Genomic DNA, 25,804 nt, shown 5'->3' on the forward strand with positions numbered 1-25,804 from the left:
GTAACGGAACTCCCATGGCCATCACCATCCGCAAACTCGATTCGACGCGCGACGGCTTCGACGCCGAGCTGCGTACGTTGCTCGCCTTCGAGGCGAGCGAGGACGAAGCGATCGAGCAGTCGGTCGCGAAGATCCTCGCCGACGTGAAATCGCGCGGCGACGCCGCGGTGCTCGAATACACGAACCGCTTCGACCGGCTGGACGCGGACAGCGTCGCCGCGCTCGAACTGCCGCAGGACGCGCTGCAGGCCGCGCTCGACGGCCTCGCGCCGAAGGCGCGCGCGGCGCTCGAAGCCGCGGCCGCACGCGTGCGTGCGTACCACGAGAAGCAGAAGATCGAGTGCGGCACGCACAGCTGGCAGTACACGGAAAGCGACGGCACGGTGCTCGGCCAGAAGATCACGCCGCTCGACCGCGTCGGGCTCTACGTGCCGGGCGGCAAGGCCGCCTATCCGTCGTCGGTGCTGATGAACGCGATTCCGGCGCGCGTGGCGGGCGTCGGCGAGATCGTGATGGTCGTACCGACCCCCGACGGCGTGAAGAACGACCTCGTGCTGGCCGCCGCGCTGCTCGGCGGCGTCGATCGCGTGTTCACCATCGGCGGCGCGCAGGCGGTCGGCGCGCTCGCGTACGGCACGGCCACGGTGCCGCCGGTCGACAAGATCTGCGGCCCGGGCAATGCGTACGTCGCATCGGCGAAGCGCCGCGTGTTCGGCACGGTCGGCATCGACATGATCGCCGGCCCGTCGGAAATCCTCGTGCTGTGCGACGGCACGACCGATCCGAGCTGGGTTGCGATGGACCTGTTCTCGCAGGCCGAGCACGACGAGCTCGCGCAGTCGATCCTGCTGTGCCCGGACGGCGCGTTCCTCGAGCGCGTCGAGAAGGCGATCGACGAGCTGCTGCCGACGATGCCGCGTCAGGACGTGATCCGCGCGTCGCTCGAAGGGCGCGGCGCGCTGATCAAGGTGCGCGACATGGCCGAAGCGTGCCGGATCGCGAACGACATCGCGCCCGAGCACCTCGAAATTTCCGCGCTCGAGCCGCAGCAATGGGGCCAGCAGATCCGCCATGCCGGCGCGATCTTCCTCGGCCGCTACACGAGCGAGAGCCTCGGCGATTACTGCGCCGGCCCGAACCACGTGCTGCCGACCTCGCGCACCGCGCGCTTCTCGTCGCCGCTCGGCGTGTACGACTTCATCAAGCGCTCGAGCGTGATCGAAGTCAGCGCCGAAGGCGCGCAGACGCTCGGCGAGATCGCCTCCGAGCTCGCCTACGGCGAAGGGCTGCAGGCGCATGCGCGCAGCGCCGAACTGCGGATGAGGGGATGACGCGCGCCGGCGCCGACGCGAACGCATCGGCGCCGCAGCGTGAGGAGACTCCGTGCAGGGCGGCAGCCGCCGCCTTGCCGACCATTTGATGCCGGCGCGACGCACGCCGGCTGGACACCATGACCACGCCACAAGACATCATCCGCCGCGACGTGCTCGCGATGACGAGCTACCCGGTGCCCGACGCGAGCGGCTTCGTGAAGCTCGACGCGATGGAAAACCCGTATCCGCTGCCCGCGCCGCTCGCCGCCGCGCTCGGCGAGCGCCTCGCGCAGGTCGCGCTGAACCGCTATCCGGCGCCGCGCCCCGGTGCGCTGCTGGACAAGCTGCGCCGCACGATGGGCGTGCCGGCCGCGTGCGACGTGCTGCTCGGCAACGGCTCCGACGAGATCATCAGCATGATGTCGGTCGCCTGCGCGAAGCCGGGCGCGAAGGTGCTCGCGCCGGTGCCGGGCTTCGTGATGTACGAGCTGTCGGCGAAGTTCGCGCAGCTCGAGTTCGTCGGCGTGCCGCTGAAGGCCGACCTGACGCTCGACGCCGACGCAATGATCGCGGCGATCGCCGAGCACCGGCCGGCGCTCGTCTATCTGGCGTACCCGAACAATCCGACCGGCACGCTGTACGACGCAGCCGACGTCGAGCGGATCATCGCGGCTGCGCGGCACAGCCTCGTCGTGATCGACGAGGCGTACCAGCCGTTCGCGCAGCACTCGTGGCTGCCGCGCGCGGCCGAGTTCGACAACGTCGTCGTGATGCGCACGGTGTCGAAGCTCGGGCTCGCCGGGATCCGCCTCGGCTATCTCGCCGGGCTGCCCGCGTGGCTGACCGAATTCGACAAGGTGCGCCCGCCGTACAACATCAACGTGCTGACGCAGGCGACCGTGGATTTCCTGCTCGACCACCTCGACGTGCTCGACGCGCAGGCAGCCGAGCTGCGTGCGGAACGCACGCGCGTCGCGCAGGCGGTCGCCGCGCTGCCGGGCGTGACCGTGTTCCCGAGCGCCGGCAATTTCCTGCTGGTGCGCGTGCCCGATGCGGCCGCCGTGTTCGATGCATTGCTCACCGAGCGGGTGTTGATCAAAAACGTGAGTAAAATGCACCCATTGTTGGCCGAATGCGTGCGACTGACCGTCGGTTCCCCGGACGAAAACGCACGCCTCCTGGCTGCGCTGAAACTCGCACTGCCCGGTTGAGCCGGGCGCGCGGCGCGCAACGATCAACCCCCATTTACATCAGACTCATTCAAGGAATTGCCATGCGTGTGGCGGAAGTCGTTCGCAATACCAGCGAAACGCAGATCCGTGTGAAGCTCGACCTCGACGGTACGGGCCGGCAGAAGCTGGCCACCGGCGTGCCGTTTCTCGACCATATGCTCGACCAGATCGCGCGCCATGGTCTGATCGATCTCGAGGTCGAAGCGCATGGCGACACGCATATCGACGACCACCATACGGTCGAGGACGTCGGCATCACGCTCGGCCAGGCGGTCGCGAAGGCCGTGGGCGACAAGAAGGGCATCCGGCGCTACGGCCATTCGTACGTGCCGCTCGACGAGGCGCTGTCGCGCGTCGTGATCGACTTTTCGGGCCGGCCGGGCCTCGAATTCCACGTGCCGTTCACGCGCGCGCGCATCGGCACCTTCGACGTCGACCTGTCGATCGAATTCTTCCGCGGGTTCGTGAACCACGCGGGCGTCACGCTGCACATCGACAACCTGCGCGGGATCAACGCGCACCATCAGCTCGAAACGGTGTTCAAGGCCTTCGGTCGCGCGCTGCGTGCGGCGGTCGAGCTCGACGAGCGCGCGGCGGGGCAGATTCCGTCGACGAAGGGCAGCCTCTAACTTCCGGACGGACAGGACGCCAACGACAACCTGACGGCTTCGGCGCGCCGCGCCGGTTCGCGATGGATCTGCTCAAATCGTTCATTTCGCTGCTTGCGCTGATCAATCCGGTCGGCGCGGTGCCGTTCTTCCTGAGCCTGACCGCGCAGCAGACGGAGCACGAGCGGCGCCGCACGATCCGGATCGCGTCGGTGTCGGTGTTCTGCGTGATGACGATCACGACGCTGCTCGGCCAGCAGATCATCGATTTCTTCGGCATTTCGGTCGGCTCGCTCGAAGTGGGGGGCGGGATCATCATGCTGCTGATGGCGATCAACATGCTGAACGCGCAGATCGGCAATACGCGATCGACGCCCGAGGAACGCGACGAGGCCGAGCTGAAGGACAACATCGCGGTCGTGCCGCTGGCGATTCCGCTGCTGACGGGCCCCGGCTCGATCAGCACGGCGATCATCTATGCGGCGAACTCGCATCACTGGTATGAACGGGCGGGGCTCGTCGCGATCGGCGCGGTCCTCGCTCTGCTGTGTTTCCTCGCGATGCGGCTTGCCGAGCCGATCGCGAACTGGATCGGCCGCACCGGCATCAACATCGCCACGCGGCTGATGGGTCTGATGCTGTCGGCGCTGGCGGTGGAATTCATCGTCAATGGACTGAGGGCACTACTGCCTGCACTGAGATGAAAACTTCGATTGCGATTGTGGATTATGGGATGGGCAACCTGCGCTCGGTGGCGCAGGCGCTCAAGAAGGCCGAACCGGCCGCCGACGTGGCGATCGTCGACACGCCGGCCGCGATTCGCGCGGCCGACCGCGTCGTGCTGCCCGGCCAGGGCGCGATGCCCGACTGCATGCGCTGCCTCGGCGAATCGGGACTGCAGGAGGCGGTGCTCGAGGCGTCGCGCACGAAGCCGCTGCTCGGCGTGTGCGTGGGCGAGCAGATGCTGTTCGACTGGAGCGCGGAAGGCGACACGAAGGGCCTCGGCCTGTTGCCGGGCAAGGTTCTGCGCTTCGAGCTCGAAGGCCGGCTGCAGGACGACGGCTCGCGCTTCAAGGTGCCGCAGATGGGCTGGAACCGCGTGCATCAGTCGCGCTCGCACCCGCTGTGGGAAGGCGTGCCCGACGACGCGTATTTCTACTTCGTGCACAGCTACTACGTGAGCCCGGAGAACCCGCAGCACACGGTGGGCGAGACGGCCTACGGCGCGCCGTTTACGTCCGCAGTCGCGCGCGACAACATCTTCGCGACCCAATTCCATCCGGAGAAGAGCGCGGAGGTCGGCTTGCGTCTGTATCGCAACTTCGTGCACTGGCAGCCGTGAACGTCGCGTCCGAGCCACAGTGGGCGGGCGGCAAACGCCCGTCGCGCGGGGCTCGCACGCGTCTGCACCGAAAGAGTTGTACTAAACTAGCGAGACGGCGCGGCACCGGTTTGGCCGGTACGCGCCCGATTCTTTTCATCTTCCACGACGACACCCGATTGCTATGCTGCTGATTCCGGCCATCGATCTCAAAGACGGTCAGTGTGTGCGCCTCAAACAGGGCGATATGGACCAGGCCACGATTTTCTCCGAGGACCCGGCGGCGATGGCCCGCAAGTGGGTCGATCTCGGCGCCCGGCGGCTTCACCTGGTCGACCTGAACGGCGCATTCGCCGGCAAGCCGAAGAATCTCGAGGCGATCGAAGCGATCCTCGAAGAGGTCGGCGACGAAATCCCCGTGCAGCTGGGCGGCGGCATCCGCAGCCTGGAGACGATCGAGAAGTATCTCGACGCCGGCCTGTCGTACGTGATCATCGGCACCGCCGCCGTGAAGAATCCGGGCTTCCTGCAGGACGCGTGCACCGCGTTCTCGGGCAGCATCATCGTCGGGCTGGACGCGAAGGACGGCAAGGTCGCGACCGACGGCTGGAGCAAGCTGACGGGCCACGAAGTGATCGATCTCGCGCGCAAGTTCGAGGATTACGGCGTCGAATCGATCGTCTACACCGATATCGGCCGCGACGGGATGCTTCAGGGCATCAACATCGACGCGACCGTGAAGCTCGCGCAGGCGGTCGGCATTCCGGTGATCGCGAGCGGCGGCCTGTCGAACCTGACCGACATCGAGAATCTCTGCGAAGTGGAAGAGCACGGCGTCGAAGGCGTGATCTGCGGCCGTGCGATCTACTCCGGCGATCTCGATTTCGCGGCCGCGCAGAAACGCGCGGACGAACTGAACGGCGAACTCGACGACGCGTAAGCGCGCCCGTCCCGTTCGCCGGGGCCGCCACCGGGCGGCCCCGATCGGGCGTCTCGCGCGAGACGCTCGCAACCGGCCGTCCCACCGCGGCCAATGGCGCAACATCATGGCTCTAGCTAAACGCATCATCCCCTGCCTGGACGTGACTGCCGGGCGTGTCGTCAAGGGCGTCAACTTCGTCGAGCTGCGCGATGCCGGCGATCCCGTCGAAATCGCGCGCCGCTACGACGAGCAGGGCGCCGACGAACTGACGTTCCTCGACATCACCGCGACCTCCGACCAGCGCGACCTGATCCTGCCGATCATCGAAGCGGTCGCGTCGCAGGTGTTCATTCCGCTGACCGTCGGCGGCGGCGTGCGCGCCGTCGAGGACGTGCGGCGCCTGCTGAACGCGGGTGCGGACAAGGTCAGCATGAATTCGTCGGCCGTCGCCAATCCGCAGCTCGTGCGCGACGCGGCCGACAAGTACGGCTCGCAGTGCATCGTCGTCGCGATCGACGCGAAGCGCGTGTCCGCGCCTAACGAAGCGCCGCGCTGGGAAGTCTTCACGCACGGCGGCCGCAAGGCCACCGGCCTCGACGCGATCGAATGGGCGCGCAAGATGGCGGAGCTCGGCGCGGGCGAGATCCTGCTCACGAGCATGGACCGCGACGGCACGAAGTCGGGCTTCGACCTCGCGCTCACGCGCGCGGTGTCGGACGCGGTGCCGGTGCCGGTGATCGCGTCGGGCGGTGTCGGCTGCCTGCAGGATCTCGCGGACGGCATCAAGCAAGGCCACGCCGACGCGGTGCTGGCGGCGAGCATCTTCCACTATGGCGAGCACACGGTCGGCGAGGCGAAGCACTTCATGGCCGACCAGGGCATCGCGGTGAGGCTGTGATGACGACCGACACGCAATCCCTGCCTGCATGGCTGGACAAGGTCCGCTGGGACGACAACGGCCTCGTGCCGGTGATCGCGCAGGAAGCGGCGACCAACGACGTGCTGATGTTCGCGTGGATGAACCGCGAAGCGCTGGCGAAGACGATCGAGACGCAACGGGCCGTCTACTATTCGCGCTCGCGCAAGCGCCTGTGGTTCAAGGGCGAGGAGTCGGGCCACGTGCAGCACGTGCACGAGGTGCGGCTCGACTGCGACGAGGACGTCGTGCTGCTGAAGGTCGAGCAGGTGTCGGGCATCGCCTGCCACACCGGCCGGCATTCATGCTTCTTCCAGAAATTCGAAGGCACCGTCGAGAACGGCGACTGGGTCGCGGTCGAGCCGGTGCTGAAAGACCCCGAACACATCTACAAATGACGCAATCGACCGAAGACACGCTGCTGCGCCTCGCGGCCGTGATCGATAGCCGCAAGGGCGGCGACCCCGAGCAATCTTATGTATCGCGCCTGTTCCACAAGGGCGACGACGCGGTGCTGAAGAAGATCGGCGAAGAGGCGACCGAGGTCGTGCTGGCCGCGAAGGACGTGCGCCAGGGCGGCGCGCCGACGGCGCTGGTCGGCGAAGTGGCCGATCTGTGGTTCCATTGCCTCGTGATGCTGTCGCATTTCGACCTGAGCCCGGCCGACGTGATCGCCGAGCTGGAGCGTCGCGAAGGCCTGTCGGGCATCGAGGAAAAGGCGCTGCGCAAGCGCCGCGAGCGCGAGGCGAACGGCGGCTGACGGCGGCAGACGATTCGCGGCGTGCCGCGCATGCAGCCGTGCGGTAAGCTGTAAGAATTGTCATCTGACGGGGGTAGCATCATGACCGATACGCCGAGCCAGTTTCCGACACCGTCGGTGCCGGACGCAGCGCAAGCCGAGCGCCTGAACGGCCTGCGCACGTTGACGCACGTGCTGTACGGCCTCTATGCGTTTCATTGGCTGACCGGCGGCGTGACCGGCATCATCGCGATCATCATCAACTACGTGAAGCGCGACGACGTGGCCGGCACGCCGTACGCCGATCACTTCGAGTGGCAGATCCGCACGTTCTGGCGCGCGCTCATCGCGTACGTGATCGGCTTCGCGCTGATGTTTGTCGTGGTGGGGTTTGCCGTCATGTTTGTCACGTGGATCTGGACGCTGTACCGTATCATCAAAGGTTGGCTGTACCTGAACGACAACAAGACGCTCGATCCGCAGGCCTGGCTCTGACGGTGCGCGGGCGTTTCGCAGGAGCAACATGAGTCACGATCCGAATTGCCTGTTCTGCAAGATCGCGGCGGGCGAGATCCCGAGCACGAAAGTGCACGAGGACGACGAATTCGTCGCGTTCCGCGACATCCGCCCGGCAGCCGACACACACGTGCTGGTGATTCCGCGCCGACACCTGCCGACGCTGTCGGCGGCGAGCGAAGCCGATGCGCCGATGCTCGGCCGGCTGATGCTGCTGGTCGCGCGTCTGGCCGATCAGCTGGGCGTCGCGTACACGGGCGGCGAGACGGGGTTTCGCACGGTGATCAATACGGGCCCGGGCGGCGGGCAGGAGGTCTACCACCTGCACGCGCACATTCTGGCCGGCCCGCGCCCGTGGCAGCGGATGGGTTGACGTCGCGGGGCGTTTTCCCCGCATCGATAGTCGAAGCCGGCGCGCCGCCGGCGATTTGTGCCGCGACGCGGCGTGGTTGAGGAGAGGTTTGATCATGGGTGGATTGAGCATTTGGCACTGGCTGATCGTGCTGCTGATCGTCGCGCTGGTTTTCGGTACCAAGAAGCTGCGCAATATCGGCAACGACCTCGGTAGCGCCGTGAAGGGTTTCAAGGACGGCATGAAGGAAGGCGAAACGCCGGCCGACGCGCAGCAACTGCCGCGCACGGGCACGGTCGACGTCAACGCGAAGGAAACGACGCGTTCCGACTCGAACAAGGCGTAACGCCGGCACGCTGACAGGCATTCGCGATGCTGGATCTCGGTCTTTCGAAGATGGCGCTGATCGGCGTCGTCGCACTCGTGGTGCTCGGCCCCGAGCGCCTGCCGCGCGTCGCACGCACGGCGGGCGCGCTGTTCGGCCGCGCGCAGCGGTACATCAACGACGTGAAGGCCGAGGTCTCGCGCGAAATCGAACTCGACGCGCTGCGGACGATGAAGACCGATTTCGAGGCGGCCGCGCGCAATGTCGAGACGACCATTCACGACAACCTGCGCGAGCATGAGAAGGAGCTGAACGACACGTGGAATTCCGCGGTCGGCGGCCTTCATGAAGGCTCGGTCGATGCCGGCACGGCGGGCACCGATTCGCCCGCCGCGCCGTCGTCGTGGCGCGCCAGCACGATCGCGCTGGCGCGCAAGCGCCGCAACTGGCGTGTGAAGCAGGCGAGCACGCCGGTCTGGTACAAGCGCGCGACGGCCCGCCGCACTCACGTGCAGTCGGGCGCCGCGCGAGTCGCGCGCCATCAGCCGGCCAGCCTGCGCCGGCCGACGCGTTTCTTCTGAGCCGAGCGCATGCTCGCTCGTCAATCCTACCGAGGGCCGGCGTGAGCGACCCGCAGCAGAATCCGGGCGACGCCCCGGAAGAAACCTTCATTTCCCATCTCGTCGAGCTTCGCGATCGCATCATTCGCGCGGGGCTGGCCGTGATCGTCGTGTTCCTCGGGCTCGTGTACTGGGCGCCCGACATCTTCCGGCTGCTCGCGCGGCCGCTGATGGAGAACCTGCCGAAGGGCGGCAGGATGATCGTCACCGACGTCACCGGCTCGTTCTTCGTGCCGATGAAGGTCACGATGCTCGTCGCGCTCGTGATCGCGCTGCCGATCGTGCTGTACCAGATCTGGGCGTTCGTCGCGCCGGGCCTGTACCAGCACGAGAAGAAGCTCGTCGTGCCGCTCGTCGGCAGCAGCTACGTGCTGTTCCTGTGCGGGATGGCGTTCGCGTACTTCCTCGTGTTCCCTACCATCTTCCGCGTGATGGCGCACTACAACGCGCCGCTCGGCGCCGAGATGTCGACCGATATCGACAACTATCTGAGCTTCGTGCTCGGGATGTTCATCGCGTTCGGCGTCACGTTCGAGGTGCCGATCGTCGTCGTGCTGCTCGTGCGGATGGGCGTGCTGTCGCTGCAGAAGCTGAAGGAAATGCGGCCGTACGTGATCGTCGGCGCCTTCGTCGTCTCGGCGGTCGTCACGCCGCCGGACGTGTTCTCGCAGCTGATGCTCGCGCTGCCGCTCGTCGTGCTGTTCGAGATCGGGCTGCTGGCGGCGCGCTTCTTCGTGCCGAAGCCCGGCGAGGAACCGGAAGCGGAAAACGGTACGGCTACCTGAGCCGCGGCGCGGGCGCCAAGCGCCCGCCGAATGCGGTTTCAGGACGACGAATCCACGTCGATACAAAGCAAAAAGGGCAGCCAATGGCTGCCCTTCGTCGTTTACCGCTGCTGCGGGCCGCCGGCTGCGACCGGCCTGCGCGCATTCATTCGCTGTCGCTGTCCTGCTCGTCGACGGTCTGCTTCGGCGGCGGCGGGCGCTTGCCGATCACGACGTTCACGTCGAACTCCTTGCCCTTGCGCACCACGTGCACCTTGGTCGCCGTGCCGGGCTTGATCTGCGCGACGGTATTCAGCAGCTTGGTCGTGTCGGTGATGTCGTCGCCGTTCACGCTGACCAGGATGTCGCCCGGCTTGATGCCGGCCTTGTCGGCCGGGCCGCCCTGCAGTACGCCCGCGACGATCGCGCCCGACTTTTGCTGGAGCCCGAACGATTCGGCGATCTCCGGCGTGACGTCCTGCGGCTCGACGCCGATCCAGCCGCGCGTGACCGAGCCGGTCGTGATGATGCTTTCGAGCACCGTGCGGGCCGTCGACACCGGGATCGCGAAGCCGATGCCGAGCGAGCCGCCCGAGCGCGAGTAGATCGCCGTGTTGATGCCGAGCAGGTTGCCGTTCACGTCGACGAGCGCGCCGCCCGAGTTGCCGGGGTTGATCGGCGCGTCGGTCTGGATGAAGTTTTCGAACGTGTTGATGCCGAGGTGATTGCGGCCGAGCGCGCTGATGATGCCCATCGTGACCGTCTGGCCGACGCCGAACGGGTTGCCGATCGCCAGCACGACGTCGCCGACGCGCGAGCGGTCCGAACGGCCGAGCGTGATGGTCGGCAGGTCCGTCATGTTGATCTTCAGCACGGCGAGATCGGTTTCCGGATCGCTGCCGATCACCTTCGCGGTGGCCGTGCGGCCGTCGGCGAGCGCGACTTCGATCTGGTCGGCACCATCTACGACGTGCTGGTTCGTTAGAATGTAACCTTCCGGGCTCACGATAACGCCGGAGCCGAGGTTGGCGGCCGGTTCGTCCTGCTGCTTGCGGGCGTTGTTGCGATCGCCGAAGAAATAGCGGAACAGCGGATCCTTCGCGCGCGGATCGGGCGGCAACGAGCCGTCCTTGCTGGAGAACACGTTGACGACGGCGGGCATCGCCTTTTGCGCGGCTTCCGCGTACGACGTGGTCGCCGGCCCGCCGCCGATGCCCGGCGCAACTTCCCGCAGCGCGACGATCGGCGTGGCGAGCTGCTTGCCGAGCTGTCCTTGCCGTTGCAGCCATTGCGGCTTGAGCGTCACGACGATGAACATCAGCGCGAGCAGTACGGTGACCGCCTGCGCGAAGAACAGCCAGAAGCGTCTAAGCATCTGAATAGATTAGAGGTTTATATGGATCGGATCGAACTTGAATTGTACTTGAACAATACCCTTGAAACCGCGCGCTTCAAGGACTATTGCCCGAACGGCCTCCAGGTCGAGGGGCGGCGCAAGATCGAGAAGATCGCCACCGGCGTGACGGCCTCGGTCGCCTTGCTCGAAGCCGCGCTCGAATGGGGCGCCGACGCCGTGCTGGTCCATCACGGCTACTTCTGGCGCAACGAGGCGCCGCAGATCACCGGCCGCAAGTACCGGCGGCTGAAGCTGCTGCTCGCGAACGACCTGAACCTGTTCGCGTTCCACCTGCCGCTCGACGCGCACCCGCTGTTCGGCAACAACGCGCAGCTCGGCGAGAAGCTCGGGCTGATCGGCGACCAGCGTTTCGGCGACGGCGAGCTCGGCTGGATGGCCACGCTGCCGATGCCCGTCACGCTCGAGCACTTCGTCGCGAAGGTCGAGAACACGCTCGGACGCACGCCGCTCGTGCTCGGCGATTCCGACATGCAGGTGCGCCGTGTCGCGTGGTGCACCGGCGGCGCGCAGAGCTATTTCGACGCGGCGATCGACGCGGGCGCCGACGTGTTCCTGACCGGCGAGGTGTCGGAATCGACCACGCACGCGGCCGCCGAGAGCGGCGTCGCGTTCGTTGCGGCGGGGCACCATGCGACCGAGCGCTACGGCGTCCAGGCGCTGGGCCGCCACTTGTCGGAGGAATTCGATATCGAGCACCTTTTTATCGATATTCATAATCCGGTTTGAATCGCGGATTTTGCGGCGGTGCATCGAATTTTCACAATGAAGCAGGCGCTTAAAAGTGAAATGATTTAATTGCTCCAATAGTGGGGGAAAACCCTTAACTATCAATTACTTCGAAGGGATTTTCGTCTCCGGGCCTTGTAAATGGCGACTCCATTCGCGCACACTAGCGGCGGAATGCAAAGTCGTGACGGAAAATCCAACTCAGAAGTGGGGCGTGTGATGCGAGACAAGGAAGACAAACGCGTCGACAGCGGCCGCCGTACCTGGCTGATTGCGACATCCGTAGCAGGTGGCGTGGGAGGCGTAGCCACCGTCATACCTTTCGCGGCGTCGCTTGCGCCGTCCGCGAAAGCGAAAGCGGCCGGCGCGCCGGTCGAGGTCGACATCAGCAACCTGAAGAGCGGCGAGATGGTCACCGTGCCGTGGCGCGGCAAGCCGGTGTGGATCCTGAACCGCACCGACGACATGCTGGCCGACGTCGTCAAGGCCGACAAGGAAGTGGCCGACCCGACCTCGAAATCCCCCTATTCGATGCCGCTGCCCGCGTATTGTGCGAACGAGTATCGCGCGCGGGCCGATCGCAAGAACATTCTCGTCGTGATGGCCGTGTGTACGCACCTCGGCTGCACGCCAAGCCAACGCTTCACGCCCGGTCCGCAGCCGAACCTGCCGGACGACTGGCCGGGCGGCTTCCTCTGCCCGTGTCACGGTTCGACCTACGACCTCGCCGGCCGCGTGTTCAAGAACAAGCCGGCGCCTCAGAATCTCGACATCCCGCCCTATATGTTCACGTCGGCGACGACCCTCGTGATCGGCAAGGACGAGAAAGGAGAAGCGTGATGGCTGCCGACAACAACGAAGTGTCCACGACAGGTGTCACCGGCTGGATCGACCAGCGCTTCCCGCTCACGTCCACCTGGAAGAAGCACGTTTCCGAGTACTACGCGCCGAAGAACTTCAACTTCTGGTACTTCTTCGGCTCGCTCGCGCTGCTGGTGCTCGTCAACCAGATCGTCACGGGCATCTTCCTGACGATGAACTACAAGCCCGACTCGATGCTGGCGTTCGCGTCGGTCGAGTACATCATGCGTGAAGTGCCGTGGGGCTGGCTGATCCGCTACATGCACTCGACCGGCGCGTCGATGTTCTTCGTCGTCGTGTACCTGCACATGTTCCGCGGGCTGATGTACGGGTCGTATCGCAAGCCGCGCGAGCTCGTGTGGATCTTCGGCTGCGCGATCTTCCTGTGCCTGATGGCCGAGGCGTTCTTCGGCTATCTGCTGCCGTGGGGCCAGATGTCGTTCTGGGGCGCGCAGGTGATCGTGAACCTGTTCTCGGCGATCCCGTTCGTCGGCCCGGACCTGTCGCTGTGGATCCGCGGCGATTATGTGGTGTCCGACGTCACGCTGAACCGCTTCTTCGCATTTCACGTGATTGCGATTCCGCTCGTGCTGGTGGGCCTCGTCGTCGCGCACCTCGTCGCGCTGCACGAGGTGGGTTCCAACAACCCGGACGGCATCGAGATCAAGGCGAAGAAGGACGAAAACGGCATTCCGCTCGACGGCATCCCGTTCCATCCGTATTACTCGGTGCACGATTTCTTCGGCGTCTGCGTGTTCCTGATGGTGTTCGCGCTGATCGTGTTCTTCGCGCCGGAGATGGGCGGCTACTTCCTGGAGTCGAACAACTTCGTCCCCGCGAACCCGCTGCAGACGCCGCCGGAGATCGCGCCGGTCTGGTACTTCACCGCGTTCTACGCGATGCTGCGCGCGACCACCGACCCGTTCAAGATCGTGCTGATGATCGTGATCGCGCTGCTCGGCGTGCTCGCGCTGGTGCGCGCGCGCGGCAAGTGGAAGCTCGGCCTGCCGGTGCTGGCCGCGGCGATCGTCGTGTTCATGTTCCTGACCGAATCGAAATTCTGGGGCGTCGTCGTGATGGGTTCGGCGGTGATCACGCTGTTCTTCCTGCCGTGGCTCGACCGCAGCCCGGTGAAGTCGATCCGCTACCGGCCGCTGTTCCACAAGGTGTTCCTCGGGATCTTCGTCGCGGCGTTCCTGACGCTTGCGTTCCTCGGCACGCGGCCGCCGTCGCCGGCCGCGACGCTGATTGCGCAGGGCTGCGCGCTGATCTACTTCGCGTTCTTCCTCGGCATGCCGGTCTGGACGCCGCTTGGCACGTTCAAGCAGCCGCCGGAACGGGTGCGCTTCAAGCCCCATTAACGTGAGCGAGGAGAGAACGACATGAAGAAACTGCTTTCGACGCTCGCGCTGATCGGTGCGACGGCCGTGGCGCTGCTTGCGGCGCCGGCCGCGCGCGCGGAAGGTAATTTTCCGCTCGACCGGGCGCCCGATAACACGGAAAATCTCGTTTCGCTTCAGCACGGCGCGCAATTGTTTGTAAACTATTGCCTGAACTGCCACAGCGCGAACCTGATGCGCTACAACCGTCTGACGGATCTGGGCATATCCCAGAAGGAGATCGAAAAGAATCTCCTGTTCACGACCGACAAGGTCGGGAACACGATGTCCGTCGCGATGCGGCCCGAAGACGCGAAGAACTGGCTCGGCACCATGCCGCCCGACCTGTCTGTCGAGGAGCGGGCGCGCGGCCGCGACTGGCTGTATACGTATCTGCGCAGTTTCTACCGCGACGATACGCGGCCGACCGGCTGGAACAACGCGGTGTTCGAGAACGTCGGCATGCCCCATGTGTTGTGGCAGCTGCAGGGGCAGCGCACTGCCAAATTCGAAGACAAGACGAACGAGGAGACGGGCGAGAAGGTCCATACGCTCGTCGGCTTCCAGCAAGTCACACCGGGGACACTGTCGTCGCCGGATTATGATGCTGCGGTGGCCGACCTGGTGGCGTATATGACGTGGATGTCCGAGCCGGCTCAGCAGACCCGCAAACGCCTCGGCGTGTGGGTGCTGATCTTTCTCGGCGTCCTGACTTTCCTGGCCTGGCGGCTCAATGCCGCGTATTGGAAAGATATCAAGTAAACACGCCTGACCGGCGTGGGGCCGGCGCAAGGCGGAACCCGTGAAAGGGGTTGCGCCGCGTGCCGGCCCTCGGCTTTTTTGAGGAAACGCAAATATGATGGTTCTGTATTCCGGCACAACTTGCCCGTTCTCCCAGCGTTGCCGGCTGGTGCTGTTCGAGAAGGGCATGGACTTCGAAATTCGTGACGTCGACCTGTTCAACAAGCCGGAAGACATCTCGGTGATGAACCCGTACGGTCAGGTGCCGATTCTGGTCGAGCGCGATCTGATCCTGTACGAATCGAACATCATCAACGAATACATCGACGAGCGCTTCCCGCATCCGCAACTGATGCCGGCCGACCCGGTGCAGCGCGCACGCGCGCGCCTGTTCCTGCTGAACTTCGAGAAGGAGCTGTTCGTTCACGTCAGCACGCTCGAGAACGAGAAGGGCAAGGCAGCGGAGAAGAATCACGAGAAGGCGCGTCTTGCGATCCGCGATCGCCTGACGCAGCTTGCGCCGATCTTCGTGAAGAACAAGTACATGCTCGGCGAGGAGTTCTCGATGCTCGACGTCGCGATCGCGCCGCTGCTGTGGCGTCTGGATCACTACGGCATCGAGCTGTCGAAGAACGCTGCGCCGCTGATGAAGTATGCCGAGCGGATCTTCAGCCGTCCCGCGTATATCGAAGCACTGACGCCGTCCGAAAAGGTCATGCGTCGCTGATGGTGCAATGAGTGCATGACGGAGCGGGCGGCGCGGCGTGCCGCGTGCCCGCTCCGGGTTCGAGGATTGTGATGCAAGAGATTTCAACGAAGCCTTATCTGTTGCGCGCGCTTTACGAGTGGTGCACCGATAACGGATACACGCCGCATATCGCGGTGAGGGTCGACCAGTCGACGCGCGTGCCGCGCCAGTTCGTGCGTGACGGCGAGATCGTGCTCAACATCAGCTTCGAGGCCACGAGCCAGTTGCAGATGGGTAACGAGTGGATCGAGTTCACCGCCCGGTTTTCCGGGAAGGCGCACAAGATCGAGATTCCGGTGGCCAACGTGCTCGCGATCTATGCGCGGGAAAACGGGCAGGGGATGGCGTTCCAGGTCGATGCGGTGGCGGGTGAGGGCGAGGATTCGGGCGTGGCCGAAGACGAGGGCATGCCGAGCGACGATGCTGCGTCGCCGTTGACGCCGGTCGCTGAAAGCGGGGCGAACGAGGAGCCGTCCGAAGGCGCCGACGAGCCGCCGAACACCGACGGCGACGGCTCGAAAGGCGGTAGCAGACCTCGCCTCAAGATCGTGAAATGAGGTAGAATCGCGGGCTTACGCCGGCTTAGCTCATCTGGTAGAGCAGTTGATTTGTAATCATCAGGTGGCGGGTTCGAGTCCTGCAGCCGGCACCAAACACTAGTTTCAAGTAGTACCCGGAAGTCCCAAAACCCGCGTCCAGCCTAGCGCTGACGCGGGTTTTTTGTTTCAGGACGTCCCGTGAGAGGCCGGGGCATCCCCAAAATTTGGGGGTAAGATTCGGGGTATGACTTCCGGGATTTGGGGGTATGCCGTACCCCCGACGAACAATGAAAACCAAACCTCTTACCGACGCCAAGTGCCGCAACGCTAGATTCGATGAGGCCGGGGGAAACAAACTTTTCGACGGCGGCGGCCTGTATCTCGATCTGCGCTCCAGTGGTTCGAAGAAATGGCGGCTGAAATACCGGTTCAATGGCAAAGAAAACCTGCTGACGTTCGGCGACTATCCCGCGACGTCACTCGCTGATGCTCGGTCGAGGCGTGACGAAGCGAAGCGGCTGTTAGCGGAAGGGAAGAACCCTGCGTTCGAGCGTGACGTCGAGAAGCAGACTCGCGCCATTGCCGCACAGAACACCTTCGAGGCCGTCGCGCTGGAGTGGTACGAGGCGCAGCAAGCGACATGGAGCGGTTCGCACGCGAACCGAGTCAAGAAACAGCTCGATCGCGAGGTGTTTCCCCTGATCGGCCAGCGTCCGATTTCTTCGATCGGGGCACCGGATTTGCTCGCGGTCATTCGACGAATCGAAGGTCGAGAGGCGTTCGAGACGGCGCGCAAGACGTTGCAGACATGCGGCCAAGTCTTTCGCTATGCGGTTGCAACGAGCCGTGCCGAGCGAGATCCGTCGCCGGACCTGCGAGGCGCATTGAAGGCGGTGCCCGTCAAGCATATGGCGCGAGTCGGCGAAAGCGAGCTACCGGAGCTGCTTCGCTCGATCGCTGCCTACGAGGGAGAACCGGAGACTCGGCTCGCTCTGCGATTCTTGGCATTGACCTTCGTTCGCACTATCGAGCTGCGGCAGGCGGAGTGGACTGAGATTGACCTGGAGCGCCGAGAGTGGCGCATTCCGGCCGAGAAGATGAAGATGCGTCGTGTGCATATCGTGCCGCTCGCCGAGCAGACGATCGCGCTGCTTGCCGAGCTGCGCGCACTGACGGGCCACCGTCGCTGGCTGTTCCCGAACAGCCGTAGGCCGTTGCAGCAGATGAGCGAGAACACCATTCTGTACGCTCTATACCGTATGGGCTATCGCAGCCGCATGACCGGGCATGGGTTCCGGGGGCTCGCGTCAACGATCTTGAATGAGAAGGGCTTCAATTCCGACTGGATCGAGCGCCAGCTCGCCCACTCGGAGCAGGACGGCGTGCGGGCAGCATACAACCACGCCGAGTATCTGTCCGAGCGCCATCGCATGATGCAGTGGTGGGCGGACTATCTCGACAAACAGGGTGGGGCGAAGATCATCCCGATCGCGGTGGCAAGATAGACCCGTGCCGTCACACGTATGACCCCCTTGCTGCGCACCTCCCACCGATTTCTCAGAGTTGGCATCGTACTGCCGGCTCCCTGCATTTCGGTATGAATATGACCCCCCTTAGGTGGGCCGGGAGTAGGAAAAACACGCGGGTGTGAGCCCCCGCGTCTTTGCCCTAGACGCAGGGTCCCCCGCTTTCCGGCCACCCCGACACTTGCGACGGGCGCAACAATGCCGGATCGGTGCGCGTCGCGGACACCCCCCCTCGAAAACACGCCTCTGATACCCGTCAAATCCCGGAGAGCCGCGCCCCGTCTAGCTTCGCGGTCGACGCAGACGGTCGACGCCTGTCCGCTCAGTGCAAAACGAGTTGGAGATTTGGAGATAAACGTCTGAATCGGCCGCAAAGCCTTATGGGGTAAGGCTTCACGTGTCTCCAAACGATTTGGAGAACGCTGGAGATACTGGAGATAAATCGGGCTGGATTGTTACGGAGGCGGCAAGATTCGCGGCAGCCGCCGGCCCGGTTCCATCTGGAGCGGATCGCTCAAAGTAACTTTGACGCACGGGCCAAAAATGCCGCGCAAAAGAATGCCCGCCACCGCCCTCCCGGACGGCGGCGGTGCTTTTCACAGCTCGAGCGTGAAGATGGACGGCAGCACGCGATAGACCATGAACTTGCCGTGACCGGGGATGTACTCCTGCCGGTACGGATAGCCGTCGCTGCGCGGCATCAGCACGCCGCGCTTCATCAGTGCCTTGGCGACGATCTTGTGATCGAAGCCGGCGCACACGTCCTTGCGGAATACGGCCGCTTCGATCAGATACTCCGTCTCGACGCTTTCCGCATCGTCGGCGCTCATCTTGCCGCCGAACTCGGCGTAATAGTCGCGATCGGAGGCGATGGGCGTGCGCCGCTCGTCGCGCTTCACGTGCTGCTTGAAGCCCGCTCGATGCGGCACGTTCGGCCGATGGTCGTCCTGCGCACGGTTCATCCACACAAAACGGTTGTCGCCGTGTGCGGCGAGGAAATGTTGTACCTGCCGCACGGCTTCCGCCTCGTCCGAGTTGCCGGTGCCGCCGCGCAGTTCGAGCCAGCCTTCGAAGCAGCGACGCGCGGCCTCGACTGCTTCGCCCTGCGGCCAGCCGGTCAGCCCGTGCGCCGTCGCCAGCTCGCCGGCCACCGCAACGAGGCAGAACCGCTTGGCGACGCGCGCGACCTGCGAATGCGAACCGTCCGGCACCCATTGCCCGACCAGCTCGTCGACGCGTATGCGCAGATGCTCGGTCAGCTCGCCGGCCTGCGACGACGCCCACTCGATGAACGCGGGGCCGGCCGTGCCGTAGTGCATGCCGGCGTGCCGCTCTAGATGCTCGATCAGTGCGGCCGGCGTCGGGAAGCCATGCAGCTTCTCCACGACGCCCATTTCGCCGACCTCGGCCGGGATCGCGGGCAAGCGCACCTCGATACCGCCTTTCATCGGCTTGTTGCCCTCGGCCATCAACGCGGACACGCTCTTTTCGCCGTTCGACAGGAACAGCAGTCGCCACGTGAGAACCGGCTTTGCCGAGCCGCTACGCGACGCGCGAGCCTTGCCCGACTCGTTCGCGAGCATGTAGATCACATCGCCGACCAAGCGCGGCTCGACCTGTCCGATTTCGTCGAGAATCAGCAGCGCGTCGCTATGCTGCGTGGCGACGGCTTCGAGCGCGTTGTCGGTCGCCTTCCAGCTGCGCACATAGTCCGGCGAGCCGAACACGGACGCGGCGATGACGCCTCCTGTCGACTTGCCCTTGGACGTCGTGCCGAGCAGATGGAAGCCACCCGACTGAAGCCCGGAGAAGTGCAGCAGCGGACCAGCGAAGGCGGTAGCGACGCAGAACAGCAGCCGGCTATTGCCGACGCAGTAGGCTGCAACCTCGCGTTGCCAGTCATCGAGGGTGCCGCGCTCCTTGAACTGGCTCTGGATCGGCGTATCGGCCTGATAGATCAGCGCCTCTTTGCCGGTGCCGATCACGCGATCGGGCAGCACGAACGCGCCGTGATGCCAGCCGACGCGCGGCACGCAGCGCACGCGCTCGTCCGGCTGCGCCATCTGCACATAGTTCGCGATCTGCGTGCGGGCGATCTGCGTCACGCCAAGCTTTACGCCCATATCGAGCAGCATGCGGCGCAGCTCCGTGCCGTCGCCGGCAAAGAGGCCGGCCGGCACCGCCCACCGTTTCAGGATGCCGTCACGATCGGTGAATTCGAGCAGGTAGCCCCACTCGCTGTTCATCTCGTTGCGCGTCTCCGCAATCACGTCGATACGCGTGCTGACCCAATGCGGCGGGAGCGGGTCGCCCTGATTGTTGAAGCCGTGAAACCACACGCCCTTGTCGTCGACGACGAACCGCGACTTGCCGTCCTGCGCGCGGGCCGTTTTCGGGCGCTTGGCGGGCTTCGCGGCGGCTGGAGCAGCCTTGGCCTTGCCGGCATCCGCCGAGCCGGCCGGCGCGAGCGCAGCGCGCACGGCAGCGGCCACCGCATCCGGGCCGAGGTGCGCAGCCAGGTCGTTGAAGTCCGTCCCGTTCGCCGGACGGTTCGAACCGAAGTCGGGCACCGCGACGATGCCGGCGACGGCCTCGGCCGCCGCGCGGGCCTTCGTCACGCCCGGATTGCCCTTCGTCGTGTGATCGTCATCGGCGCACACGACAATGCGGGCGTCCGGATACTGGCCGCGCAGCGCCGTCGCCACCGCGTGCAGGTTGCCTGCGTCGAACGCGACGGCGGCCGGATAGCCGGTCGCGGCCGCGAGCGTCGCGCACGTGGCGTAACCCTCGCCAATCAGCAGCGTGGACGGCGCGGAAGATAGCGGGCCGCCGATCAACGAGAAGCAGCCCGCCTTGCGGCCGTTCGGCAGATAGCGTTTCTGCCCGTCCGTCAGGACGAACTCCAGCGTCCACAGCTTGCCGTCCGCGTCACGCGCCGGGATGACGAGGGCGCCGTCGCATGCGGCCGTGCCGATACACAAGCCGCCGCGATAGACGCGCAGCGCGTCGACCGGGATGCGCTTGCGAACGAGGTACGGGTGATCGGCCGACGCCGGCTCGGCCGCCGACCAGATGGATTCAGCGAGCGCCGACGCGCCTTGCTGTTTCTCGGTCAGTTCGGCCAGCTCGGCCGCTTCGCGGGCCGCGCGCTCGGCTTTCTGCCGCTCGCGCTCCGCTGGATCGACCGGCTTCGCCCGATGCGCACGTGGATCGAAGCCGCCGGCCTTGGCGAGGTGAAACAGCGTGTTGATGGTGATCTTGCCGCCCTTGAACGACTTCCACACATCGCGCGCGTCCTTGCCGTTGTAGTTCTGCGCGCCTTGGCTCCATTCGTTCCAGAGGGCGAAGCCCTCCTCGCCAAACTCGGCCTTGAGCGCCATTCCCACCTGACTCCACGTGTCGCGGTCGTCGGGCGGAACATAGCCGAGCGCGACTCTCGCCCGCTCGAATTCGGACATGGGTGCGTTACTCATAGGTTCCCACTGGACGCGCGTCGGCTGACTTCCGATTAGTAGTCCATATCGGGCAAGCAGCTACCCGACGCGCGAAGAATTGAATGATGCGACGATGCCTAGCGGCGCAGCGTCAGCCGGCCGCGCGAGGCACCGACAGAACCGCACCGCCTGCCGTGACGTCGTTGCTGTAGACGTATCGGCCGAGCCGCGACTCGCCGAGTGCGTCGTTGGCCGCCTCCAGCGCTGCGCCGATCGACGGCAGGGACGCCCGGAACAGGCTCAGCACAAGCCAGTAGTCGTCATCAGACATGGCTTTGTCGGCCGCCCAATGCAGGCTGTCCAGCAGCTCCATGGCGTCACTGATCCGCGTACCGATGCGGTTGCGATCGGGGCGGTTCACCTCGGCCACGAAGTGCGACGCGAGCGGTTGCACGGCATTCTTGTTCGTCTTTGCCATGACCGCCCCTCAGTGCGTCGTGCGCGGTTCGCGCGTGACGAGGCCGAGCGCGGCGAACAGGTGCTGTTGCACGCGCCCCATCAGGCCGGCCGCGAACGCTTGGCGGCTGATCGTCACGCGGTGCGCGTCGACGTCGCCCGCGTCCTGCATGGCCGCTTCCATGCCGCGCGCGAACGCAGCGGCTTGATGCGCCGCGTAGTCGTGCAGCCGCACGTCGCCTTTCAGGTCGAGCCATGCGTCGGCGCAGATCGCGCCCAGGTCGACGGCGAATTGCAGCTCGATCGGAGCGCCGGTATCGAGTGGCGGTGCGTTGTCAAAGCCATTGATAACCGCGGTTCGGATGCGCTGGTCAGTCATGGCACACCTCCGGCTGCGCAGTACGGCGCATTTCGGCCGAATAGCGGCTCGCAACGCTTTGCCCCATGTCGACGAGCGCGCGCTCGTAGGTGCCCTCAGCAAGATGCGAACGGACCGCATCGAACAGGGCTTCGAGTTGGGCGAACTGATGGGCCGCACACATGGCGATCATCGTGACTTCGTTCGGCAGGCGGTATTTAGCCATGGCGCACCTCCAGAATCGATGCGAGGAGTTGCCCGACATCGATCGTGCAATCCAGCTCCGCTTCGCCGCGAATCGGCGTGAGGTTCCAGTCGTGGACGGCTGCGTGCATGAAGTCGCCAGACCGGCGACCGCAGACGCTACGCCCCGAGACGGGGCCGCCCAAGATCCGCACGCGCCAATCGTGATCGGGCGTCGGGCGAGCCGATGCCACCTCGACCAGCATGCCGATACGCGAGCGAGCATCGCACTTCGTGACGATCGCCAGGTCGCCAATCTTGCAGCGCAGCTCAGCCATGACGCACCTCCGCACGGACGAGCGCCGCGATCGCGGCCAGTGCCGCGCCGGTTGCATCGAGCGCGTCCTGATACGTGCTGGCGGTTGCTGCGTCGCGCAGTGCTGCGCGGACGATGGATTGAATGAGGTGGGATTGCTGCCCGGTACGGGCGTGCGAGGGCTGGCGCATTGGTTGCGACCTCCTTTGGGTTTGGCTACAACCCGCTCCCCGGTTCCAATCGGGGTGGGCGGGCACATGACGGGGTTGGAACACCGGACCAAAGGAAACCGGCACGGCCGAAGCCGTCCCCGCCAAGGCCCACCCATAGAAGAAGGCGCGCGAAGGCGTGCGGACGAAAAAATACCGCCAGTGCGGCGGTTGTCCGCCTTTGGATTCGGGGTTCCACGCCCGGCCGCTGCTGTGTCAGCGGCAGACACAGGATACTGCGTGCCGTATCGATGTGCAAATTGTGGGAGGGGTGCACCACCGCCGGCAGACCAACTTCGCAGGCGTTCGGGACAGTCGGCATTCGCCAAGTGACTTTGGCCGACCATTACGCTGGCGCCTTCGGATCGAGCAGAAACACCGCGATCTTGATGACCTCTGCGGCCTTCTTCAGCCGAGTAGGAATGTGCTTGCCGTCGCTTTCGAAAACGACGGCCGCGGCTACCATGCCCCTAGCGGCGTCCCTGCGAACCATGTCGTCGCAGCGTTCGTATGCCGCCACGTACCGTTCGCGCTGATGGGCAACTAACGAAGAGTAGTGCTCGACCTCGGCGGTTTTCTGCGCAATACGCGCAGTCTCCAGGCCGGCCGCAGTTCGTCTCGCAACATTAGTTGGATCGACCGTGCTCATACCTCACCTCGCTTTGCGCGCGTGGTGAGCCACAATTCGACGTCCTGTTCGAGCCAGCCAACGGCCCGCACGCCAAGAGCGATCGGACGGGGAAACGTTCCTGCTTGTATCCGTCGATAGATTTCGCTTTTGCTCAAACCGATACGCTCGGTAAGCGGACGCAGGCGAACCACTCGATTCGTGATGGGGGGATGAGAGGGGGTCTCTATTTCCATATGCGCTCCGTTGAAATGGGACCGTGCGGAACTGCACGGCACGAACGCAGTGTCCCCATTTCAATGAAAGCGCGAACGTCAGATTCGCGGTGTCTGTATTTATAGCTTACCGATTGCTAACTTGACACGGGCAGCCCTCTCATGACAGGTAGAACGCGGTATTCGTGCTCGATATATCGGCGAGCGGCATCGAGCGCGTTTCGAGCGTCTTGAACATAGTCAATATCATCGACGTGCTGTTTTTCAGACATGAACTGGTCGGCCAATTCATTCAAGGCTTGAGATTCTGACAATCCGAAAGCCGTCAGCGCACGGTACCCATCAATTGCGCGCAAATAGCGCGGAAACAGGTGCCATCGCGGCCTGACGGTTTTTCGCGCGACCGGCAACATAGCCTGCTTCGATTCAAGCATTGCCTTAACCTGTGCGATTTGCGGAGCGATCGGCATGGCAACGTCGAAGATTACTCGATACTGGGTGTCACGCATTGGTCGATCGAAATAGCGCGATGAGTCCACCGGACCAGTTACAAAGCCGCACGGCGCATCGAAATCCATGTGCACGAATTGGTAGGGGCCGTCACGGTCGAGCTTGACAGGCCACCCCCATACCCAAGCGGGTGGATACCAATAATCGATACCCCAGTCCGCGAGGAACTGCGCGTGTTTTACAAACTCGGGGTGGGACGGCAGTCGCTGCTCGCGTGGAATGCGTGCAATCCGCTGACAGAAATCGTGCTGCTCCGAGAGAAAATCGTCGTTCCGGCGCAGAAATTCCCATGCCCATCTGTCACCACTGGCCGACGCCGGCGGGTACGCCGACGGTTCACGCCAATCGGGGATGCGGAACCAACTACGAACGCGACGACGGTCCTCGCGGGATCCAAGTCGCTTACCTTCAATGACAAACAATCAGTACCCTCCATCTGCCTTTGATCAACGACGCCAAACACGTTTGTCAAGGTGATCAGTTCACGGCAACGCACTAAAATTTTCTTGCAACCCTTACGTACATTGATGGAGCCAAGATCAGCCGGCCAACACGAACTTGCCGTGTGCAGATGCGGTCCGAACCTGGCTCCGTTCAAGCGCTGCGGAATTGCTCGGCAGCATATCGACTTCTATTCGTTCACGGCCGGGAGCGTTGGAGTAGATGTCGATTTATCCTTCGTTGACGTAACTGCGTTGATCGCTTTGCTAGCAAGATCTTTTACCTGATCGCCGAATCCCGGGACAGCCCTTATCGCTTGTTTCACAACGTCTGACGAGAAAAGCTCATGCCAAGGACTGCCGTGTGTGTCGGTCTCGACAAGCCGAAGCGGGAGTTCATCGAGCCGAGTAAGTGCGGAGGCGAGAAGTCGCGCCTCCATATCTTTGTCAAACCTAGCCGCTTCGCGGCGAAAACCCTCATACGCTCGTGAAATCGAGGCCTTGAAAGCATAGTCCTCTGCCAGTCTAAAGCGCTGACCGATCTGCTTGGTTGCTAACCACGCAAACCATACTGGCGCACCGACTGAGAGTAACGACAGCAGAAGATTCAGGATGACGACGGATGTCGAGGGATTCGGCAGTTTGAACAGCTCAGACAGGGCACGAAGGCGTTCAGATCCGAAATAACTTCCCGAACCGAGAGCGACGACGAGACCCCCAACCCAGACCCACATCGATGTTGCCAGCGTATCGGACCGTTCGTTGAATGCAGCGGCTAGGCCGACGCTTGTTGCGGCCGAGTAAGCGGTTTCACAGCGCTGGAGCACGGCTTCTGCATTCTCAGTACTTTTGCGCAATGATTCGTCCACTTTGTCCGCATTTTCACGGACCCCCAAGAGGTGCAGCTGATCCTTTGTTGCCTCTTGCACTAAATCAGCAAGCTTTCGCCTAGCCTCAGAAAGTGATTCCAGATCTGTAGGAAGCTGGTCCGCGGCATCGTATGCTTGCTCTATGCGCTCTATCATCGAAGCGAGGCTAGCTGTGCGAGGCTCTAGCCCGTTAAGTCGAGCTTCCATGCCCCGGACTTGGCTTGTCAGCTTTCGCAACTTTATCGCCGTCTCGGCCCCGCCATCCGAGGGCAGTACGGACACAAGGAGCCTCCGCAATCCCGCCAAAGTGAGCATGTAGGCAGAAACCGCCTGACCGGCGTTGCCCCACAAATTGGGGATGGTCTGGCCATGTAGATGTGCCAGTCGCCGAACGTAGTCATGGAGACGGGGCTGAGCGTCTCCGATTTCGTCCGTGCCACGCTCCTCGATAAGATCGATGATTGACTGGGCTTCTTCAATCAGTTCCGGTCGAGTGAGACCGGGGAAGCTCCAATTGTTATGAGCGTTACCAAATGGTTCGTCGTTTGGAACAACTTCCATCAAGCGGAGTATGACCTTCTGTAATTCCCCTTGTATTGCCGCTAACGCCTGGTTCATTTC

General features: G+C 64.1%; 32 protein-coding genes and 1 tRNA gene. 22 read left to right on the top strand and 11 right to left on the bottom strand.

All coding sequences use genetic code 11. The features are described from left to right. Window positions 1-14: 14 nt before the first annotated feature. The 14 genes from hisD to tatC all read left to right on the top strand — a co-directional run bounded on the left by hisD (window position 15) and on the right by tatC (window position 9,649). Window positions 15-1,331, top strand: a complete 1,317-nt coding sequence (hisD, locus tag MYA_RS01715) for a histidinol dehydrogenase (RefSeq protein ID WP_011883053.1) — start codon at window positions 15-17, stop codon at window positions 1,329-1,331. A 119-nt stretch (window positions 1,332-1,450) separates the two neighbouring features. Further along, window positions 1,451-2,524, top strand: a complete 1,074-nt coding sequence (hisC, locus tag MYA_RS01720) for a histidinol-phosphate transaminase (protein ID WP_011883054.1) — start codon at window positions 1,451-1,453, stop codon at window positions 2,522-2,524. A 62-nt stretch (window positions 2,525-2,586) separates the two neighbouring features. Continuing rightward, window positions 2,587-3,174: an imidazoleglycerol-phosphate dehydratase HisB gene (hisB, locus tag MYA_RS01725; RefSeq protein WP_006765368.1), complete on the top strand. Its 588-nt coding sequence runs from the start codon at window positions 2,587-2,589 to the stop codon at window positions 3,172-3,174. Window positions 3,175-3,236: 62 nt separating this feature from the next. Beyond that, a complete protein-coding gene (locus MYA_RS01730; protein ID WP_011883055.1) occupies window positions 3,237-3,857 on the top strand; it encodes a YchE family NAAT transporter in 621 nt (206 codons plus the stop codon). Next, complete coding sequence (gene hisH, locus MYA_RS01735; protein ID WP_011883056.1) at window positions 3,854-4,495, top strand: imidazole glycerol phosphate synthase subunit HisH; 642 nt, start codon at window positions 3,854-3,856, stop codon at window positions 4,493-4,495. The genes MYA_RS01730 and hisH overlap by 4 nt, the downstream gene beginning before the upstream one ends. A 163-nt stretch (window positions 4,496-4,658) precedes the next feature. Next, window positions 4,659-5,414 carry a 1-(5-phosphoribosyl)-5-[(5-phosphoribosylamino)methylideneamino]imidazole-4-carboxamide isomerase gene (gene hisA, locus MYA_RS01740; RefSeq protein ID WP_011883057.1) on the top strand — a complete coding sequence of 252 codons (756 nt, stop codon included), beginning with the start codon at window positions 4,659-4,661 and terminating at the stop codon, window positions 5,412-5,414. A gap of 106 nt (window positions 5,415-5,520) precedes the next feature. Next, complete coding sequence (gene hisF, locus MYA_RS01745) at window positions 5,521-6,294, top strand: imidazole glycerol phosphate synthase subunit HisF (RefSeq protein ID WP_011883058.1); 774 nt, start codon at window positions 5,521-5,523, stop codon at window positions 6,292-6,294. Continuing rightward, the gene (gene hisI / locus MYA_RS01750) at window positions 6,294-6,710 is read left to right on the top strand and encodes a phosphoribosyl-AMP cyclohydrolase (protein WP_011883059.1); all 417 of its coding nucleotides are present in this window, start codon (window positions 6,294-6,296) and stop codon (window positions 6,708-6,710) included. The genes hisF and hisI overlap by 1 nt, the downstream gene beginning before the upstream one ends. Continuing rightward, window positions 6,707-7,072: a phosphoribosyl-ATP diphosphatase gene (locus MYA_RS01755; RefSeq protein WP_011883060.1), complete on the top strand. Its 366-nt coding sequence runs from the start codon at window positions 6,707-6,709 to the stop codon at window positions 7,070-7,072. The genes hisI and MYA_RS01755 overlap by 4 nt, the downstream gene beginning before the upstream one ends. 81 nt (window positions 7,073-7,153) lie before the next feature. Beyond that, window positions 7,154-7,546, top strand: coding sequence for a DUF4870 family protein (locus tag MYA_RS01760; RefSeq protein ID WP_011883061.1), 393 nt, complete (start codon window positions 7,154-7,156; stop codon window positions 7,544-7,546). Between the two features lie 28 nt (window positions 7,547-7,574). Continuing rightward, the gene (locus MYA_RS01765) at window positions 7,575-7,940 is read left to right on the top strand and encodes a histidine triad nucleotide-binding protein (protein WP_011546602.1); all 366 of its coding nucleotides are present in this window, start codon (window positions 7,575-7,577) and stop codon (window positions 7,938-7,940) included. 94 nt (window positions 7,941-8,034) lie between these two features. After that, window positions 8,035-8,265: a Sec-independent protein translocase subunit TatA gene (gene tatA / locus MYA_RS01770; RefSeq protein WP_006751795.1), complete on the top strand. Its 231-nt coding sequence runs from the start codon at window positions 8,035-8,037 to the stop codon at window positions 8,263-8,265. A gap of 26 nt (window positions 8,266-8,291) precedes the next feature. Continuing rightward, entirely contained in the window at window positions 8,292-8,825 is a 534-nt protein-coding gene (gene tatB, locus MYA_RS01775; RefSeq protein ID WP_014722313.1) for a Sec-independent protein translocase protein TatB, read from the top strand. Window positions 8,826-8,866: 41 nt separating this feature from the next. Then, entirely contained in the window at window positions 8,867-9,649 is a 783-nt protein-coding gene (gene tatC / locus MYA_RS01780) for a twin-arginine translocase subunit TatC (RefSeq protein WP_011883064.1), read from the top strand. Window positions 9,650-9,794: 145 nt separating this feature from the next. On the opposite strand, the gene MYA_RS01785 is transcribed toward tatC, so the two are convergent. Next, window positions 9,795-11,003 carry a Do family serine endopeptidase gene (locus tag MYA_RS01785; protein WP_011883065.1) on the bottom strand — a complete coding sequence of 403 codons (1,209 nt, stop codon included), beginning with the start codon at window positions 11,001-11,003 and terminating at the stop codon, window positions 9,795-9,797. Window positions 11,004-11,024: 21 nt separating this feature from the next. Here MYA_RS01785 and MYA_RS01790 point away from each other — a divergent pair, with 21 nt between their 5' ends. From MYA_RS01790 to MYA_RS01825, 8 genes are all read left to right on the top strand, one after another. Next, complete coding sequence (locus tag MYA_RS01790; protein WP_011883066.1) at window positions 11,025-11,771, top strand: Nif3-like dinuclear metal center hexameric protein; 747 nt, start codon at window positions 11,025-11,027, stop codon at window positions 11,769-11,771. Between the two features lie 219 nt (window positions 11,772-11,990). After that, on the top strand, window positions 11,991-12,611 hold the full coding sequence (gene petA, locus MYA_RS01795; RefSeq protein WP_014722315.1) for a ubiquinol-cytochrome c reductase iron-sulfur subunit: 621 nt from the start codon (window positions 11,991-11,993) through the stop codon (window positions 12,609-12,611). Beyond that, window positions 12,611-13,993, top strand: a complete 1,383-nt coding sequence (locus MYA_RS01800; protein WP_011883068.1) for a cytochrome b — start codon at window positions 12,611-12,613, stop codon at window positions 13,991-13,993. The genes petA and MYA_RS01800 overlap by 1 nt, the downstream gene beginning before the upstream one ends. Before the next feature lie 21 nt (window positions 13,994-14,014). Continuing rightward, window positions 14,015-14,773 carry a cytochrome c1 gene (locus tag MYA_RS01805; RefSeq protein ID WP_014722316.1) on the top strand — a complete coding sequence of 253 codons (759 nt, stop codon included), beginning with the start codon at window positions 14,015-14,017 and terminating at the stop codon, window positions 14,771-14,773. A gap of 94 nt (window positions 14,774-14,867) precedes the next feature. Next, window positions 14,868-15,479 (top strand): glutathione S-transferase N-terminal domain-containing protein, encoded by a 612-nt coding sequence (locus MYA_RS01810; protein WP_006400565.1) that lies wholly within the window; start codon window positions 14,868-14,870, stop codon window positions 15,477-15,479. A gap of 71 nt (window positions 15,480-15,550) precedes the next feature. Next, entirely contained in the window at window positions 15,551-16,057 is a 507-nt protein-coding gene (locus MYA_RS01815) for a ClpXP protease specificity-enhancing factor (protein ID WP_014722317.1), read from the top strand. A 19-nt stretch (window positions 16,058-16,076) separates the two neighbouring features. Further along, window positions 16,077-16,152 (top strand) — tRNA-Thr (locus MYA_RS01820). Between the two features lie 174 nt (window positions 16,153-16,326). Beyond that, window positions 16,327-17,544, top strand: a complete 1,218-nt coding sequence (locus MYA_RS01825) for a tyrosine-type recombinase/integrase (RefSeq protein ID WP_014722318.1) — start codon at window positions 16,327-16,329, stop codon at window positions 17,542-17,544. Window positions 17,545-18,161: 617 nt separating this feature from the next. Here the strand turns inward: MYA_RS01825 and MYA_RS01830 are convergent. The 10 genes from MYA_RS01830 to MYA_RS30800 form a co-directional block, all read right to left on the bottom strand. After that, entirely contained in the window at window positions 18,162-21,023 is a 2,862-nt protein-coding gene (locus MYA_RS01830; protein ID WP_014722319.1) for a DUF927 domain-containing protein, read from the bottom strand. A 127-nt stretch (window positions 21,024-21,150) separates the two neighbouring features. Next, window positions 21,151-21,477: a hypothetical protein gene (locus tag MYA_RS01835; RefSeq protein ID WP_004556769.1), complete on the bottom strand. Its 327-nt coding sequence runs from the start codon at window positions 21,475-21,477 to the stop codon at window positions 21,151-21,153. Window positions 21,478-21,486: 9 nt separating this feature from the next. After that, on the bottom strand, window positions 21,487-21,834 hold the full coding sequence (locus tag MYA_RS01840; RefSeq protein WP_014722320.1) for a hypothetical protein: 348 nt from the start codon (window positions 21,832-21,834) through the stop codon (window positions 21,487-21,489). Continuing rightward, a complete protein-coding gene (locus MYA_RS01845) occupies window positions 21,827-22,039 on the bottom strand; it encodes a hypothetical protein (protein ID WP_014722321.1) in 213 nt (70 codons plus the stop codon). Before MYA_RS01845 ends, MYA_RS01840 begins: the two co-directional genes overlap by 8 nt. After that, complete coding sequence (locus MYA_RS01850; RefSeq protein ID WP_014722322.1) at window positions 22,032-22,334, bottom strand: hypothetical protein; 303 nt, start codon at window positions 22,332-22,334, stop codon at window positions 22,032-22,034. Before MYA_RS01850 ends, MYA_RS01845 begins: the two co-directional genes overlap by 8 nt. Continuing rightward, window positions 22,327-22,503 (bottom strand): hypothetical protein, encoded by a 177-nt coding sequence (locus MYA_RS31875; protein WP_009964272.1) that lies wholly within the window; start codon window positions 22,501-22,503, stop codon window positions 22,327-22,329. The genes MYA_RS01850 and MYA_RS31875 overlap by 8 nt, the downstream gene beginning before the upstream one ends. Before the next feature lie 364 nt (window positions 22,504-22,867). Beyond that, window positions 22,868-23,170, bottom strand: a complete 303-nt coding sequence (locus MYA_RS01855; RefSeq protein WP_050991209.1) for a hypothetical protein — start codon at window positions 23,168-23,170, stop codon at window positions 22,868-22,870. Then, on the bottom strand, window positions 23,167-23,385 hold the full coding sequence (locus MYA_RS29145) for a helix-turn-helix transcriptional regulator (RefSeq protein ID WP_083854874.1): 219 nt from the start codon (window positions 23,383-23,385) through the stop codon (window positions 23,167-23,169). The genes MYA_RS01855 and MYA_RS29145 overlap by 4 nt, the downstream gene beginning before the upstream one ends. Before the next feature lie 116 nt (window positions 23,386-23,501). Beyond that, on the bottom strand, window positions 23,502-24,296 hold the full coding sequence (locus tag MYA_RS30795; RefSeq protein WP_148278533.1) for a hypothetical protein: 795 nt from the start codon (window positions 24,294-24,296) through the stop codon (window positions 23,502-23,504). Window positions 24,297-24,505: 209 nt separating this feature from the next. Continuing rightward, window positions 24,506-25,801: a hypothetical protein gene (locus MYA_RS30800; RefSeq protein WP_148278534.1), complete on the bottom strand. Its 1,296-nt coding sequence runs from the start codon at window positions 25,799-25,801 to the stop codon at window positions 24,506-24,508. Window positions 25,802-25,804: the final 3 nt, after the last annotated feature.

It is taken from the genome of Burkholderia sp. KJ006, assembly GCF_000262695.1.
Lineage (GTDB): Bacteria > Pseudomonadota > Gammaproteobacteria > Burkholderiales > Burkholderiaceae > Burkholderia > Burkholderia vietnamiensis.

What these genes read in the sequence shown, in the direction of transcription:
- MYA_RS01835 (WP_004556769.1), bottom strand. Translation starts at nt 21,477, where the DNA reads ATGGCAAAGACGAACAAGAATGCCGTGCAACCGCTCGCGTCGCACTTC.
- MYA_RS01760 (WP_011883061.1), top strand. Translation starts at nt 7,154, where the DNA reads ATGACCGATACGCCGAGCCAGTTTCCGACACCGTCGGTGCCGGACGCA.
- tatA (WP_006751795.1), top strand. Translation starts at nt 8,035, where the DNA reads ATGGGTGGATTGAGCATTTGGCACTGGCTGATCGTGCTGCTGATCGTC.
- hisC (WP_011883054.1), top strand. Translation starts at nt 1,451, where the DNA reads ATGACCACGCCACAAGACATCATCCGCCGCGACGTGCTCGCGATGACG.
- MYA_RS01845 (WP_014722321.1), bottom strand. Translation starts at nt 22,039, where the DNA reads ATGGCTAAATACCGCCTGCCGAACGAAGTCACGATGATCGCCATGTGT.
- MYA_RS01800 (WP_011883068.1), top strand. Translation starts at nt 12,611, where the DNA reads ATGGCTGCCGACAACAACGAAGTGTCCACGACAGGTGTCACCGGCTGG.
- hisA (WP_011883057.1), top strand. Translation starts at nt 4,659, where the DNA reads ATGCTGCTGATTCCGGCCATCGATCTCAAAGACGGTCAGTGTGTGCGC.
- hisD (WP_011883053.1), top strand. Translation starts at nt 15, where the DNA reads ATGGCCATCACCATCCGCAAACTCGATTCGACGCGCGACGGCTTCGAC.
- MYA_RS01790 (WP_011883066.1), top strand. Translation starts at nt 11,025, where the DNA reads ATGGATCGGATCGAACTTGAATTGTACTTGAACAATACCCTTGAAACC.
- MYA_RS01850 (WP_014722322.1), bottom strand. Translation starts at nt 22,334, where the DNA reads ATGGCTGAGCTGCGCTGCAAGATTGGCGACCTGGCGATCGTCACGAAG.
- petA (WP_014722315.1), top strand. Translation starts at nt 11,991, where the DNA reads ATGCGAGACAAGGAAGACAAACGCGTCGACAGCGGCCGCCGTACCTGG.
- MYA_RS30800 (WP_148278534.1), bottom strand. Translation starts at nt 25,801, where the DNA reads ATGAACCAGGCGTTAGCGGCAATACAAGGGGAATTACAGAAGGTCATA.
- MYA_RS01810 (WP_006400565.1), top strand. Translation starts at nt 14,868, where the DNA reads ATGATGGTTCTGTATTCCGGCACAACTTGCCCGTTCTCCCAGCGTTGC.
- MYA_RS01840 (WP_014722320.1), bottom strand. Translation starts at nt 21,834, where the DNA reads ATGACTGACCAGCGCATCCGAACCGCGGTTATCAATGGCTTTGACAAC.
- tatB (WP_014722313.1), top strand. Translation starts at nt 8,292, where the DNA reads ATGCTGGATCTCGGTCTTTCGAAGATGGCGCTGATCGGCGTCGTCGCA.
- MYA_RS01805 (WP_014722316.1), top strand. Translation starts at nt 14,015, where the DNA reads ATGAAGAAACTGCTTTCGACGCTCGCGCTGATCGGTGCGACGGCCGTG.
- MYA_RS01785 (WP_011883065.1), bottom strand. Translation starts at nt 11,003, where the DNA reads ATGCTTAGACGCTTCTGGCTGTTCTTCGCGCAGGCGGTCACCGTACTG.
- hisF (WP_011883058.1), top strand. Translation starts at nt 5,521, where the DNA reads ATGGCTCTAGCTAAACGCATCATCCCCTGCCTGGACGTGACTGCCGGG.
- MYA_RS01755 (WP_011883060.1), top strand. Translation starts at nt 6,707, where the DNA reads ATGACGCAATCGACCGAAGACACGCTGCTGCGCCTCGCGGCCGTGATC.
- MYA_RS01830 (WP_014722319.1), bottom strand. Translation starts at nt 21,023, where the DNA reads ATGTCCGAATTCGAGCGGGCGAGAGTCGCGCTCGGCTATGTTCCGCCC.
- MYA_RS31875 (WP_009964272.1), bottom strand. Translation starts at nt 22,503, where the DNA reads ATGCGCCAGCCCTCGCACGCCCGTACCGGGCAGCAATCCCACCTCATT.
- MYA_RS29145 (WP_083854874.1), bottom strand. Translation starts at nt 23,385, where the DNA reads ATGGAAATAGAGACCCCCTCTCATCCCCCCATCACGAATCGAGTGGTT.
- hisI (WP_011883059.1), top strand. Translation starts at nt 6,294, where the DNA reads ATGACGACCGACACGCAATCCCTGCCTGCATGGCTGGACAAGGTCCGC.
- MYA_RS01765 (WP_011546602.1), top strand. Translation starts at nt 7,575, where the DNA reads ATGAGTCACGATCCGAATTGCCTGTTCTGCAAGATCGCGGCGGGCGAG.
- MYA_RS01855 (WP_050991209.1), bottom strand. Translation starts at nt 23,170, where the DNA reads ATGAGCACGGTCGATCCAACTAATGTTGCGAGACGAACTGCGGCCGGC.
- hisB (WP_006765368.1), top strand. Translation starts at nt 2,587, where the DNA reads ATGCGTGTGGCGGAAGTCGTTCGCAATACCAGCGAAACGCAGATCCGT.
- MYA_RS01730 (WP_011883055.1), top strand. Translation starts at nt 3,237, where the DNA reads ATGGATCTGCTCAAATCGTTCATTTCGCTGCTTGCGCTGATCAATCCG.
- MYA_RS01825 (WP_014722318.1), top strand. Translation starts at nt 16,327, where the DNA reads ATGAAAACCAAACCTCTTACCGACGCCAAGTGCCGCAACGCTAGATTC.
- MYA_RS01815 (WP_014722317.1), top strand. Translation starts at nt 15,551, where the DNA reads ATGCAAGAGATTTCAACGAAGCCTTATCTGTTGCGCGCGCTTTACGAG.
- hisH (WP_011883056.1), top strand. Translation starts at nt 3,854, where the DNA reads ATGAAAACTTCGATTGCGATTGTGGATTATGGGATGGGCAACCTGCGC.